The organism is Geoanaerobacter pelophilus, from assembly GCF_018476885.1.
Lineage (GTDB): Bacteria > Desulfobacterota > Desulfuromonadia > Geobacterales > DSM-12255 > Geoanaerobacter > Geoanaerobacter pelophilus.
Genome location: NZ_JAHCVJ010000001.1, coordinates 1,026,559 through 1,039,736 on the forward strand (window position 1 = coordinate 1,026,559; position 13,178 = coordinate 1,039,736).

General features: G+C 55.7%; 12 protein-coding genes. 11 read left to right on the forward strand and 1 reads right to left on the reverse strand.

All coding sequences use genetic code 11. From position 1 onward, the window contains the following. The first annotated feature begins 1 nt into the window (after window position 1). From KI809_RS20850 to KI809_RS04800, 9 genes are all read left to right on the forward strand, one after another. On the forward strand, window positions 2-2,332 hold the full coding sequence (locus tag KI809_RS20850) for a response regulator (protein ID WP_214170335.1): 2,331 nt from the start codon (window positions 2-4) through the stop codon (window positions 2,330-2,332). Next, the gene (locus KI809_RS04765; protein WP_214170336.1) at window positions 2,329-4,074 is read left to right on the forward strand and encodes a B12-binding domain-containing radical SAM protein; all 1,746 of its coding nucleotides are present in this window, start codon (window positions 2,329-2,331) and stop codon (window positions 4,072-4,074) included. Before KI809_RS20850 ends, KI809_RS04765 begins: the two co-directional genes overlap by 4 nt. Window positions 4,075-4,163: 89 nt before the next feature. Continuing rightward, window positions 4,164-4,478 (forward strand): hypothetical protein, encoded by a 315-nt coding sequence (locus KI809_RS04770; protein ID WP_214170337.1) that lies wholly within the window; start codon window positions 4,164-4,166, stop codon window positions 4,476-4,478. 68 nt (window positions 4,479-4,546) lie between these two features. Next, on the forward strand, window positions 4,547-4,789 hold the full coding sequence (locus KI809_RS04775) for a PGPGW domain-containing protein (RefSeq protein WP_214170338.1): 243 nt from the start codon (window positions 4,547-4,549) through the stop codon (window positions 4,787-4,789). Further along, window positions 4,786-5,073 carry a TFIIB-type zinc ribbon-containing protein gene (locus KI809_RS04780; RefSeq protein ID WP_214170339.1) on the forward strand — a complete coding sequence of 96 codons (288 nt, stop codon included), beginning with the start codon at window positions 4,786-4,788 and terminating at the stop codon, window positions 5,071-5,073. The genes KI809_RS04775 and KI809_RS04780 overlap by 4 nt, the downstream gene beginning before the upstream one ends. Before the next feature lie 76 nt (window positions 5,074-5,149). Beyond that, complete coding sequence (locus tag KI809_RS04785) at window positions 5,150-5,698, forward strand: hypothetical protein (protein ID WP_214170340.1); 549 nt, start codon at window positions 5,150-5,152, stop codon at window positions 5,696-5,698. Further along, entirely contained in the window at window positions 5,695-6,639 is a 945-nt protein-coding gene (locus tag KI809_RS04790; RefSeq protein WP_246559182.1) for a cation diffusion facilitator family transporter, read from the forward strand. The genes KI809_RS04785 and KI809_RS04790 overlap by 4 nt, the downstream gene beginning before the upstream one ends. A 57-nt stretch (window positions 6,640-6,696) precedes the next feature. Continuing rightward, window positions 6,697-7,815: an efflux RND transporter periplasmic adaptor subunit gene (locus tag KI809_RS04795; RefSeq protein ID WP_214170341.1), complete on the forward strand. Its 1,119-nt coding sequence runs from the start codon at window positions 6,697-6,699 to the stop codon at window positions 7,813-7,815. Next, window positions 7,812-10,892 (forward strand): efflux RND transporter permease subunit, encoded by a 3,081-nt coding sequence (locus KI809_RS04800; protein WP_214170342.1) that lies wholly within the window; start codon window positions 7,812-7,814, stop codon window positions 10,890-10,892. The genes KI809_RS04795 and KI809_RS04800 overlap by 4 nt, the downstream gene beginning before the upstream one ends. 7 nt (window positions 10,893-10,899) lie before the next feature. On the opposite strand, the gene modA is transcribed toward KI809_RS04800, so the two are convergent. Continuing rightward, a complete protein-coding gene (modA, locus tag KI809_RS04805) occupies window positions 10,900-11,652 on the reverse strand; it encodes a molybdate ABC transporter substrate-binding protein (RefSeq protein ID WP_214170343.1) in 753 nt (250 codons plus the stop codon). Window positions 11,653-12,018: 366 nt separating this feature from the next. Here modA and KI809_RS04810 point away from each other — a divergent pair, with 366 nt between their 5' ends. Then, complete coding sequence (locus KI809_RS04810; RefSeq protein ID WP_214170344.1) at window positions 12,019-12,462, forward strand: heavy-metal-associated domain-containing protein; 444 nt, start codon at window positions 12,019-12,021, stop codon at window positions 12,460-12,462. A 1-nt stretch (window position 12,463) separates the two neighbouring features. Next, entirely contained in the window at window positions 12,464-12,928 is a 465-nt protein-coding gene (locus KI809_RS04815; protein ID WP_214170345.1) for a DUF2318 domain-containing protein, read from the forward strand. The last annotated feature ends 250 nt before the right edge of the window (window positions 12,929-13,178 follow it).

The following is a 13,178-nucleotide window of genomic DNA, read 5'->3' on the forward strand; positions in this document are numbered from 1 at the left end:
TATGCCAAACAATCCCCATTTTGTATTTCGCATCATTGTTGGCGTGGTTCTGATGAACCTGCTGGTGTTCGGGCTCTCCGGCTATTCTCTGTACGCCAGCAGGGTGCATTATGACGAGCAGGCCCGCATTGAAACCGACAATCTGGCCCGCGCCCTGGAGTACAGCATCAGCGGCATCCTGGACAAAATCGACCTGGCACTTTTGGAAGGGAAAACCGAGGCCGAACGACAATTGGCCAGGGGGGGAATAGATCGGGGCAGTTTTGATAATCACATCGCCGCTACTCTCACCAGAGTCCCGGAAATGGGCGAAATTCTCATGGCTACAGCGAACGGTGATGTCATCGCTTACGGTCTGAAGCCCGGGGTGCGTAATACCGCCAATGTTGCTGATCGCGACTACTTCATTGCGCTACGCGACAAACCTGACGCGGGCCTGTTCATCTCCAAACCGCTCCTCGGACGTATCTCGAAAAAATGGCACATCAACCTGGCCCGGCGGGTCAATAACCCGGACGGCTCCTTTGCCGGCGTCATCCATGGCAACCTTCAGATCAACCAGATCAAGAAGCAGTTCTCCTCATATGATCTCGGCAAAAACGGCATGATTACCCTGCGCAGCAACGATCTCTCCATTGTCGCGCGCCAGCCGGAAACAGAAAAGAGCACTCCGGGGAATCTGTCCATAACAAATCAGTTTAATCGGATGATCAGCGAAGGGAAAACATCCGGCAGTTACAAGGTAACCAGCAGGGTGGACGGCATCCACCGGGTCATCTCCTTCCGGAAGGTTACCAATTACCCGCTGTATGTTAACTGCGGTTTTGCGACTAAGGACTATCTCAACGCTTGGTATCTGGAGTTTTACAAGCAGCTGGCCCTGGTGCTGCTGTTCGTTTTCGTCACCCTGGCCAGTACCCGTTACGTCATAACATCCTGGAAGGAAAAGCAGGGTGCCATTGACGAATTGACCGCTATCCGCGACGAACTGGAACATCGCGTAGCCGAACGCACCTTTGAGCTGCAGTCGATTAACGACGACCTTCTTAAGCAGAGGGCTCTACTACAGGAAGAAATCGCCACTCGTAGAGCTGCGGAAGAAGAGCTGGCCGCCAAGAATCGGCAGCTCGAACACGAAATCACCACCCGCAAGCAGGCCGAGCATGAGCGGAACAAGCTGGAAAACAAGATGCAGCAGACCCAGAAGCTGGAAAGCCTGGGGGTGCTTGCCGGGGGCATTGCCCACGACTTCAACAACATCCTCACCTCCATAGTAGGGAACACCGACCTTGCAATGGCGCATCTTAGTCCCGAATCTCCTGTTCGCGAAAAACTGGTCAGTATCGAGAAGGCGGCAACCCGCGCCGCCGACCTGGCCCAACAGATGCTGGCTTACTCAGGTAAAGGGAAGTTCGTCGTCGAAAGCATCGACCTGAACCGGCTGGTGGAGGAGATGGGACACATGCTGGAGGTTTCCATCTCCAAAAAAGCGGTGCTCCGCTACAACCTTGCCCGCTCCTTGCCGGCGGTAAAGGCCGACGCCACCCAGGTCCGCCAGATCGTCATGAACCTGGTGATCAACGCATCAGAGGCCATCGGCGACCGGAGCGGGGTCATCGCCATCTCTACAGGCAGCCTGGAGTGCACGGAAAGCTACCTGAAGGATGTTTGGTTGGCAGATCCGCTGCCGGAGGGACAATACGTTTTCATTGAAGTCGCCGATACCGGCTGCGGCATGGACAAGGAGACTTTGGCGCGGATATTCGACCCCTTCTTCACCACCAAGTTCACCGGACGCGGCTTGGGGATGGCAGCAGTGCTGGGGATCATCCGGGGTCACCACGGAGCGATCAAGGTCTACAGCGAACCAGGAAAAGGAAGCAACTTCAAGATACTGCTACAGGCAAGTGAACAACCGGCAGAGTTGTGCGGGCAAGATCCGGCGATTAACGACACCTGGAAGGGCAGCGGCACAGTACTGCTGGTCGACGATGAGGAAACAGTCCGTGACATCGGCAGTGAAATGCTGCAAGAGCTTGGATTCAAAGTGGTTACCGCCACCGACGGCCAGGAAGCGCTGGATATCTATGCGTCACGGCCAGATATCGTCCTGGTGCTCCTTGACCTGACCATGCCACACATGGATGGCGAGCAGTGCTTCAGAGAGCTGCGTCTCCTCAATCCCAACGTTAGAGTTGTCATCTCAAGCGGCTACAGCGAACTGGAAGTGACTCAGAAGTTTGCAGGCAAGGGACTGGCAGGATTTGTCCAGAAGCCGTACCGGCTGGCCGCACTTCGGGAGAAGTTGATGGCAACGACAATTTCTGCATGAAAATTCTTCTTACCACCCTGCACGCCAAGTATGCCCATGCCTCGCTGGCACTCCCCTCGCTGCTGGCCGCCTGCGAAGGCATTAGCGGCATGACGCCTGTCATCCGCGAATTCACGGTCAACGAGCGGCTCGACACCATTCTACGCACCCTGGTAGCCGAAGAGGCGCAAGCCGTTGCCTTCTCGTGCTATATCTGGAACATCGAACTGACCCTCAAGCTGGTTGCCGACCTGAAATTGATAGCTCCCGGGACCTTCATCATCCTCGGCGGGCCAGAGGTTTCGTTCGATCCGGTTGAGCAGCTGTCGCAGAATCCGGGGGTGGATTGCATCGTTTGTGGCGAAGGGGAAGCGTCATTCCGGGAGCTGGCCTCACTGCTGGCCAGTTCACCATTGCCACTGCCGGGAGATGAACTCGCCGCCATTGCCGGCCTCTGCTGCCGGCTTGGGGAGGAGATAGTCACTACCGGCGAACGTCAGCAGCCGGGCAACCTCGATATGCTACCCTCCCCTTTTCAGGCGCAGTTGGTGAACCTGAGCAAGCCTCTCGTCTACTATGAAACCGCCCGCGGCTGCCCGTTCAGCTGCGCGTTCTGCATCTCCTCGCTGGAGAAGGGGGTTCGCTCCTATTCCATGCCGCGCATCAAGCAGGACCTGGGGCTATTGATGGCGCAGCAGGTGCAGACCATCAAGTTCGTTGATCGCACCTTCAACTACGATGCTTCACGAGCCGATGACATCTGGGAATTTATCCTGGCCAACAACCGCGGCAGCAGGTTTCACTTCGAGATCGCAGCAGACCTGCTTACCGAGAGCAACCTAGCGGTTCTCGCCAAGGTTCCTGCCGACTGTTTCAATTTTGAAATAGGTGTCCAGTCAACCAGCAAAGAGACGCTGGACCAGGTCAGCCGCAAAACCGACCTGAAAAAGCTTTTTGCCAATGTCGGGCGATTGCGGCGGCAAACTGCCGTGGAGTTGCATCTGGACTTGGTGGCAGGACTGCCTGGAGAGGATCTGTCCGGATTCCTCGCTTCGCTGCAGACACTGATGGAGGCATGGCCGCACCATATCCAGGTGGAACTGCTCAAGGTCCTCAAGGGATCGCCGATGCGGAGCATTGCCGAAAAACATGGCTATGCCTATTCCGCAGCCCCCCCCTACCGGATTCACCACACCCCGTGGCTCGGTTTCGGCGATGTCGTCAGGATCGAGACCATTGCCGAGCTGATTGAACGGATCTATAACAGCGGCCGGTTTGCCACTACGCTGCGGTGTGTGGCAGAGACCATGCCATTGTCCCGCTTCTTTGCCGAGCTTGCTGCCCACTGGGGAGATTCCCTGCAGCTGACCGGCCAGCTCTCACCGCTTTATCAATCGCTCTGGGACTTTATGGAGGGGAATCTGCCGCAGGAGACGCTCCCGCTGCTGCATGATGCCTTGCGCTACGACTTCTGCCTGGCCGGTTACCCGACAGGCACGCTACCCGGATTTTTCACTATTCATGAAGCGGAGGCCTCCCCGACAGCGGACCGGCTCTCTATGCCTGAGATCGCCCGCCTGCTGCAGCTGCCAAAGTCATGTCGCATCAGGACGTTCACCGGTAGTTTCCACCATGACTTCCGGACAAAACCCTGGACCGATAACCCTATTACCCTTACCTTTGTTTACTGGACTGTTACCAACAATAAGACCGAGATCTCCGTCCTCAAGAGTGCTGAGAAGGCAAATCCAGAGCGAATATAGGCTGCCCGGCGTACCATGACCGTTACCTCATCGCTGCCGACTGGAAATTGTCACACCAGAAAGCTATTTTCTGTGGTAAAGTGGCGTCCATGAAGTCCGTATCAATAATCCTGCTCATAGTCTATCTCATGCTCCCCGCGGCCTGCTTCGGCCACCCGTGCGAGCTCCCCTCTGTACATGCTCAGCACATCTGCGCTCTTGCGTCAGACGCTGGCGAGATCCCCGTTGACCTCGATACCGACAGTTGCGAAACAACCTGCTGCTGTGCCATGTACGTTCCCCTGTCAACAACCATAGTTAAAGCCTCTGCCGAACATACCTCCAGGCAGTTACCGTATGAACCCCACCTGGCCTTGCCACGTCTTATCGACAGGATATTTGTCCCGCCCCAGAACCACTGCTGAGACACTGCCATAATTCCGTTACCTACTATTACCGGTAGCGGCACCTCAGACGCACGAACCGAATACCCATGAAAGATTGGACGCTCAAAAAACTGAAGCGCTTGATCGTAGCAGTCGTCGGCATGACCATCCTGGTTATCGGGATTGCCATGATAGTTCTGCCCGGTCCGGCCATTATCGTTATCCCGGTGGCATTAACCATCCTGGCCACTGAATTTGCCTGGGCTCGTCGTCTGCTCCATATTGTGCGGGAGCGTCTAAAAAACTCGAAAAACAACAACCAACCAAACCAAAAGGAGAAATCATTATGAAATGCCCGGTATGCACAGGAGTAGATCTGAAACTCGCCGAACGCCAGGGAGTAGAAATAGATTACTGCCCCGAATGCCGCGGAGTCTGGCTCGACAGGGGCGAACTTGACAAGATCATCGAGCGCTCAACCACTCAAGCGCCTGTCTACGCACAGCCTGAACCACAATATCAACAGCCGGCCTATAATCAGCAGCATTACGGCAAGCAGCATCATGACAGTCACGGTTATGGTCATGACGGCCATCACAGGAAAAAGAACTGGCTGGCGGAACTGTTTGATTAAACAGCTTTACAACAGCGGGAGGAGGACAACTCCTCCCTTTTATTATGGGTACTCAATAACCGGAGGATACGCGCCAATGAAACATGTTCTATTGATTGCCCTGTGCAGCACGATTATGGCATTATCCGGCTGCACAAAAGAAAAGGCGCCGGAACTGGCCCAGAACATTCCCGCTATTACGCTCTCAGCTGCTGACAAAGAAAAGCTGGTAGCCTTCCAGAAAGAGATTCTCAGTGTTGAAAACCTTGCAGACAAGGCAGTCAAACTGGCGGGAGATGAGCTGAAGAATGTCGTCAAGGGTGGCGAGGTTTCCATCAGCCTCCCTGCTATCATCGACAAGGCAAAAGCCGAGTGTCTGCTAGCAGGAGAAGAACTGGCCAAAAAGAAAATTCCGGAAGCCTTGCCCCCGGAAATAAAGATTCTGCTAAACGATGGCAAGACCGGCTTGATAGCTGCTTATAAAGCGTATGCAGAATCATATGACGCCATCAAAAGCTTTGCCACGGACAAGAACCCGATGGACCTGCTTGAGTACCGCAAAAAATACGCACAGGCCCAGGAACTCTTTACCGGAGCCAGCGCCAAAGTCAAAGCAATCATGACTGCAGCCGGAGTAGCACAATGATGCAATCACCAGAAGTTCAGGCAGCGAAAAGCAGGGCCGCACTTTTATCAATTTTTTCCAACACGGTTCTGACAGTCATCAAGCTGATCATCGGCATCATGATGCAATCGGTCAGCGTTATCTCTGAGGCAGTCCATTCAGGGCTTGACCTGGTAGCCGCTATTATTGCCTGGTTTGCGGTCAGAAAATCAGGCAAACCGGCCGATGACGAGCACCGCTTCGGCCACGGCAAGATCGAGAATGTCGCCGGGACCATAGAGGCGATCCTCATCTTTGGTGCGGCCTTCTATATCATCTGGGAGGCGGTCCACAAGCTACGGGCAGGTACAGTAGAGATCGAGAGCCTGGGGCTGGGTGCCGCGATCATGGTCGTTTCTGCTATCGCCAACTACCTTGTTTCCCGCCATCTGTTGAATGTGGCGATCAAGACCGATTCCGTAGCGCTCGAAGCCGACGCCATGCACCTGAGAGCCGATGTCTACACCTCAGTGGGCGTACTTGGCGGTCTGGTGGCCATCAAACTCACCGGCATTGCCATGCTCGACCCGATTATCGCCATCGTCGTGGCCCTGATGATAATAAAGGCAGCCTGGGACCTCACCAAAACCGCCTTCTTCCATATCCTTGACGTCAAACTCCCGGATGACGAGGAAGCGCTGATTCATGACGTAATGGGGCGCTACTCCGAGCGGTTTATCGAGTATCACAAGCTGCGCACCCGCAAATCAGGCCATGTCAGGCATATCGATATGCATCTGGTGGTGCCGAAGCAGATGACCGTGGAAGCAGGCCATACTTTGACCCATCAGATAACCGCTGACATCGAGCACTGTTTGCCTCATAGCCATATCCTGGTCCATATCGAGCCCTGTCCCGGCGGTTGTGAGTCCTGTGCCGTCGAATGCCCGAAAATTTTCGTAAGTAGTTCAACTGGTTCTTGACAGCAATAGGTGTATATTACATTCTGTTGAATACCTGTCTCCAGAAAGAAGAGTTCCATGAGGCGAACGCCAACAATCCTGCTCTGTTTCCTAGCATTTCTTTGCTGTACCGCCTGCAGTGCCAAAAAAGAGAAGCCCAAGGCAAAACCGGCTGTACCGGTCAAGGTGGCGCAGGCGGTACAGAAAAATGTGCCGGTCCAGGTCAAGGCCATCGGCAACATCGAGGCGTACACCACTGTTGCCATCAAGTCGCAGGTGAGCGGCCAGATAGCACGGGTCCATTTCACGGAAGGAAGCGACGTCGACAAGGGAGCCTTGCTGGTCAGTATCGATCCGGAACCGTTCCAGGCGGCGCTGAACCAATGCGAGGCAACCCTGGCCAAGGACCAGGCCCAGGCGCGATTCGCGGCAGACCAGGCAAAGCGCTACGAAGGGCTGCTCAAGGACGGCATCGTCACCCATGACCAGTATGACCAGTTGCGGGCCAACGCCGAGTCAATGGCAGCCACCGTGGTTGCCGATCGCGCCGCCGTCAGGAACGCCAAGATCCAGCTCGGCTACTGTTCCATCCGCTCACCCATCGCCGGCCGCACCGGCACCGTGACCCTGCAACCGGGCAACCTGGTGAAGGCCAACGACCTGGCGATTGTAACAGTCAACCAACTGACACCGATCTATGTCACCTTCTCCCTCCCGGAAAAGCGGCTTGCGGAAATCAAGCGTGCCATGGCTGCCGGTCAGTTGAAGGTCGAGGCCGTTATCCCCAATGAACCTGGGAGCACCGAAGCCGGCACCATCAGTTTCCTGGACAACGCCGTAAATCCGGCCACCGGCACCATCAAGCTCAAGGGTGTTTTTGCCAACAAATCGCGCAAGCTCTGGCCCGGCCAGTTCACCGACGTGATGATAACGCTCGGCACCCGTCAGAATGCCGTGGTTGTCCCGACCCAGGCCATCCAGACCAGCCAGCAGGGCGAGTTTATCTATGTGGTCAAACAGGACAACAAGGTGGAGATGCGCCAGGTGACATCGACACTGGCATTGGGAGCTGAAACGGTTGTCGAAAAAGGGGTGGCACCGGGTGAAACCATAGTGATCGACGGCCAGCTCCGCCTGACCCCAGGCGCCACAGTGGAATCGAAAGAGAAGGCAGCGGCTAAAGGGAAGAAAGAGTGAACATAGCGGACCTCTTCATCCGCCGACCGATCATGACCTCGCTGATCATGATCGCCATCTTCATCTTCGGGGTGGTTTCCTATCGCCTGCTGCCGGTGAACGATCTCCCCAATGTCGATTTCCCGACCATCCAGGTCAACGCCAACCTCCCCGGCGCCAACCCCGACACCATGGCCGCGGCGGTTGCCACCCCGCTGGAGAATCAGCTCTCCACCATTGCCGGGGTCGATTCCATGACCTCTACCAACGGCGTCGGCACCACCAGAATTACCCTGCAATTCAACCTGGACCGGGATATCGATGCGGCAGCCCAGGATGTCCAGGCAGCCATCTCCCTGGCGGTCCGCAGCCTGCCGAAAGACATGCCGGCCCCGCCGTCGTTCCGCAAGGTCAACCCGGCAGACCAGCCGGTGCTCTATCTGGCGCTCAGCTCTCCATCCCTGCCGCTCTCCTCTGTTGACGAATATGCCCAGACTCTGATCGCCCGCCGCATCTCCACCATCAGCGGCGTAGCCCAGGTCAATGTGTTCGGTTCGCAGAAATATGCCGTGCGGGCCCAACTCGACCCGAAGGCGCTGGCCTCCAGGCAGATCGGCATCGATGAGGTGGCGACCGCCATTGACGCGGCCAATGCCAACCTGCCAACCGGCACCCTGGACGGGACCAAACAGTCCTATACCATTGAAGCCAGCGGCCAGTTGTTCAAGGCTGCTGATTACCGGAAGACGGTTGTGGCTTACCGGGACGGCTCCCCGGTACGATTGGAAGAGCTGGGACGTGTTCTCGACACTGTCGAGAACACCAAGGTCGCCAGTTGGTACAACGGCACCCGCGCTATTGTTCTGGCTGTTTACCGCCAGCCTGGCACCAACACCATCGAGGTCGTGGATAACGTCAAAAAGCTGTTGCCCAGTTTCCGCAGCCAGATACCTGCTTCGGTTGGGCTGAACGTGCTTTATGACCGGTCCCTCCTGATCCGCGAATCCATGCATGACGTCAAGTTCACCCTGATTCTGACCATCGGTCTGGTCATCATGGTGATCTTCCTCTTCCTGCGCAACCTCTCCGCCACAGTGATCCCGTCACTGGCCCTGCCGATGTCCATTGTGGGCACCTTTACGGTTATGCACCTCCTCGGGTTCTCCCTCAATAACATCTCCATGATGGCCCTGACCCTGGCGGTAGGTTATGTGGTAGACGATGCCATTGTCATGCTGGAGAACATCGTCAGGCACATGGAACAGGGAGAAAGCGCCATGGAGGCCGCCTTCAAGGGGTCCAAGGAGATCGGCTTCACCATCGTTTCCATGACCATCTCGCTGGTAGCGGTCTTTATTCCGGTTCTGTTCATGGGAGGAATCCTCGGCCGCCTGCTCCACGAATTCGCCATCACCATCAGCGCGGCGATTCTGGTCTCCTGTTTAGTTTCCTTGACCCTGACCCCGATGCTCTGCAGCCGCTTTCTGAAGCCGCATGGAGCAGAGCGGCATGGCCGTCTGTTCATGATGATGGAACGGTTCTTCGACGGTATGCTGCATATGTACGACAGCTCACTCAAGCAGGTACTTCAGTATCGCCGGGCGACCATGGTTGTGACACTGCTGATCACCCTGATGACCGTCTGGCTCTTCATGACGGTTCCCATGGGCTTCCTGCCGACCGAGGACACCGGCCGGCTCAACGCCGACACCGAGACGGCTCAGGGGACCTCTTTCGCCGACATGAAACTTCATCAGGAGGCAGTGGCAGCCATCATCGCCAAGGACCCTAATGTCGACGGGTTCATGTCGACCATCGGCGGCGGAAACCGTGGCAGCAATGCCGGAAGCCTGTTCATCCGGCTCAAACCGCGCGATCAACGCACGCTCTCCGCCGAAGAGGTTATTCAGGAGCTCCGCCCGAAACTGGCCAAGGTTCCAGGGATTCGCACATTCCTGAAAAACATTCCCTCGATCCAGATCGGCGGCACCAGTTCCAAGAGCCAGTACCAGTTCACCCTGCAAGGCCAGGATACCGAGGAGCTGTACCGCTCCGCCACTGAGTTGGAAACCAAACTGCGGGAGATCCCGGAACTGCTCGATGTGACCAGCGATCTGCAGATCAGCAATCCGCAAGTGCACGTCGAGATCAACCGGGACAAAGTGGCGGCCCTGGGGCTCTCCGTGATGCAGGTCGAGGATGCCCTGGCCTATGCCTACGGATCGCGCCAGGTCTCCTCGATCTTTGCCCCGACCAACCAGTATCAGGTGATCCTGGAGCTGGACCCGCTCTACCAGGGTGATCCGGCAGCACTCGGGATGCTTTACATCCATGCCAAAACCGGCCAGCTGGTGCCGCTGGAAACCATTGCCACCATTACCAAGACCATCGGTCCACTGGCGGTCAACCATCTGGGGCAGTTGCCGGCAGTGACGATCTCGTTCAACCTCCGCCCCGGCGTCGCCTTGGGAGATGCCATGAAGCTGGTGGACAAGCTGGCCGACGCCACCCTGCCCCAGACAATCAGCACCAGTTTCCAGGGGACGGCCCAGGCCTTCAAATCCTCGTTCAGCGGGCTCTGGATGCTGCTGGCCATGGCGATCTTCGTCATCTACGTGGTGCTAGGCGTGCTTTACGAGAGCTATATCCACCCGATCACCATCCTCTCCGGCCTGCCGGCCGCCGGTTTCGGGGCGTTGATCACCCTGATGCTGTTCAAGTGCGATCTGAATATCTATGGTTTTGTCGGGATCATCATGCTGATCGGCATCGTCAAAAAGAACGCCATCATGATGATCGACTTTGCCCTGGAGGCGGAGCGGGAGAGCGGCAAGCAACCGCTTGACGCCATTTACGAAGGGGCGATCGTCCGTTTCCGGCCGATCATGATGACCACCATGGCGGCCCTGATGGGCACCCTGCCGATCGCCATCGGCTACGGCGCCGGCGGCGAGTCCCGCCAGCCGCTGGGACTGGCAGTAGTAGGTGGTCTGATTACCTCGCAACTGTTGACCCTCTACATCACGCCGGTGGTCTACTATTACATGGACCGGCTGCTCCACAAAGTGCGACCGCGCAAGGTGGTGGTGACGGATTGACAAGCCTTTACTTAACGATGAAGCCGTGTTTTTTCAGAACCGCCTGGGCTTCGGCCGATCTCAGTAACCCATAGAAGGCGGCAGCATCCTTGTTTGCAGCACCGGAAACAGTCAGCGCCATCGGATAGGTCACTCGCGGATAATACTCCTGCGGCACCGTAAAGAGGATCTTGGCAGTCTTTGCCACCTGCTGGGCATCGGTTTTATAAACAAAAGCGCCGTCAACCTCGCCGCGGTCAGCATACATCAGGCATTCGCGCACATCCCTGGCCATGACCAGCTTTTTTCCCAACTGCTTGTCGATGCCCGCTTTCTTGAACGCTTCCACGGCATATTCGCCTGCAGGCACGCTCTTCGGGCTACCAATCGCAATCTTCTCCAGTTTGACTAGCTCCTGCAGGCTGCTCACCTTGAGCCCCGGTCTACCGGCAAAAACCAGTACATTGTAAGTCAACGTGGCGATACTCTTCTCGTCAGCGAGCTTCTTGGTCTTCAGGTAATCCATCCACTCGGTATTGGCGGAGATAAAGATATCAGCCGGAGCGCCGTTATCGATCTGCTTGGCAAGGGCTCCCGAACCACCGTAGTTCTTTTTAAAGGTTACCCCGGGATGGGTCTTGGCGTAGCTATCAGAAAGTTCATTCATGACTTCCTTCAAACTGGCAGCTACCGAGAGGTTGATCTCAGCCGCCAAGAGCGCTGATGGCAAATAGAGCACAACAGCCAAGGCCGCTAGGGATATGATAACTGCATGTTTCATCTCAATACCTCCAAGTATAGATAGCCCTTTTTTTCGATACTACATAAGACATACCAAGTCCAACAGATAAAAAAACCTTGGTATCAGGTAACTCAAACCAGATGACATGCAATAGCGAAGTGCTCACTGCTGCAATTTTCGGCAATAGCCAAGGATTCTGCCAGGCAAGTAATCAAAAAAATATCGTGCTGGGAACTGGGATGTATGCTTGCAGAATATTCTGCACCACCACTGAATATTCTCCATCGCCACTTCAGCACCACACCAACCTCTACCAATTTTACCCAACAATATCAAACAGTTACAAATCAAGCAAAGATTGGCACAACCCTTGATACTTAGCGAGTGTCTCGAAGGAGCCCACTCATGACCCTTAAATTTATCTCTTCAACTGCCCTCGTCATTACAGCAGTAACCTTGCTGGTGGTTCTCGCATTCCATGTGAGAGCAGGTGCCACGGCAAACGCTGTCGCCGTACTCAAAACCACCGGCATGACCTGCAGCAGTTGCTCAAGCGCCATCACCAAGGCGCTCAAACGCGAAAGCGGGGTCGCGGTAACCGAAGTGGATGTCGCCGGAGGCTTGGTCATCGTAGGCTATGACACCCAGAGAACCAAACCGGAGACCCTGGCACAAAAGGTCAGCGACGCCGGTTTCAGCAGCAATATTTATGCGGTCCTGACCCCGGAAGAGTTCAAACAGGCTACAGGCAGAGAGATCGGCCGCAGCGCCTCGGCGACAACAGGGTGCTGTGGCGTCAATAAAGGCGGTTGCACCAATAACCGGCAAAATCTGGCACAAGGAGAATGACATGGTATCACAACGATCAAAACGGGTTGTATGGGGCTTGGCAACAATCATGGCGTTACTGCTGGGAGCGGCAAGCGTCTTCGCCTTCTCGTTCGGCAAGTATGAAAAGGTCAAGGTGACCGGCTCGGTGGTGAGCATTCCCACTGCCAAGCTTGATGACGGCAAGGCCCATTTTTACAAGTTCGAAGACGGCGGCAAAGAAATCGCCTTTTTCCTAGTCAAGGCAGCGGACGGCAGCTTCAAGACCGCCTTTGACGCCTGCGACGCCTGCTATAAGTCGAAGAAGGGATACGAGCAACAGGGCGACAAGATGAACTGCAAGAACTGCAACCAGAAGTTCGCCATCAACCGCCTCGGTCCCAACGCCACCGGCGGCTGCAATCCGTCCTTTCTTCCCCATAGTCAGGCCGGAAACACCATAACCATAAACGTGTCGGATCTGAAATCAGGGGCACGCTTCTTCTGAAACTCGACAGGTCGCTATTTTATTGGGCGCCCAGCAACTTGAGCATTTTGTAGGCGGGTGCAAACACCCGCCTCATTTTTTAGGCACTTTCAAGGTCGGATCGTCAATAATGGCGTCAGATGACGATCACAGAACAGTTACTCTTTGCTAAATGACAGGTATTGCTCCCGCTAAAAAGCCGTCCCCGAAAGACCGCATCCGGATAATCCTCAACCATGTCGCATTGTTGACCAAAACAGTGGGCCTAAAT

What these genes read in the sequence shown, in the direction of transcription:
- KI809_RS04775 (WP_214170338.1), top strand. Translation starts at nt 4,547, where the DNA reads ATGAAAGATTGGACGCTCAAAAAACTGAAGCGCTTGATCGTAGCAGTC.
- KI809_RS04765 (WP_214170336.1), top strand. Translation starts at nt 2,329, where the DNA reads ATGAAAATTCTTCTTACCACCCTGCACGCCAAGTATGCCCATGCCTCG.
- KI809_RS04780 (WP_214170339.1), top strand. Translation starts at nt 4,786, where the DNA reads ATGAAATGCCCGGTATGCACAGGAGTAGATCTGAAACTCGCCGAACGC.
- KI809_RS04815 (WP_214170345.1), top strand. Translation starts at nt 12,464, where the DNA reads ATGGTATCACAACGATCAAAACGGGTTGTATGGGGCTTGGCAACAATC.
- KI809_RS04770 (WP_214170337.1), top strand. Translation starts at nt 4,164, where the DNA reads ATGAAGTCCGTATCAATAATCCTGCTCATAGTCTATCTCATGCTCCCC.
- KI809_RS04790 (WP_246559182.1), top strand. Translation starts at nt 5,695, where the DNA reads ATGATGCAATCACCAGAAGTTCAGGCAGCGAAAAGCAGGGCCGCACTT.
- modA (WP_214170343.1), bottom strand. Translation starts at nt 11,652, where the DNA reads ATGAAACATGCAGTTATCATATCCCTAGCGGCCTTGGCTGTTGTGCTC.
- KI809_RS04795 (WP_214170341.1), top strand. Translation starts at nt 6,697, where the DNA reads ATGAGGCGAACGCCAACAATCCTGCTCTGTTTCCTAGCATTTCTTTGC.
- KI809_RS04785 (WP_214170340.1), top strand. Translation starts at nt 5,150, where the DNA reads ATGAAACATGTTCTATTGATTGCCCTGTGCAGCACGATTATGGCATTA.
- KI809_RS04810 (WP_214170344.1), top strand. Translation starts at nt 12,019, where the DNA reads ATGACCCTTAAATTTATCTCTTCAACTGCCCTCGTCATTACAGCAGTA.
- KI809_RS20850 (WP_214170335.1), top strand. Translation starts at nt 2, where the DNA reads ATGCCAAACAATCCCCATTTTGTATTTCGCATCATTGTTGGCGTGGTT.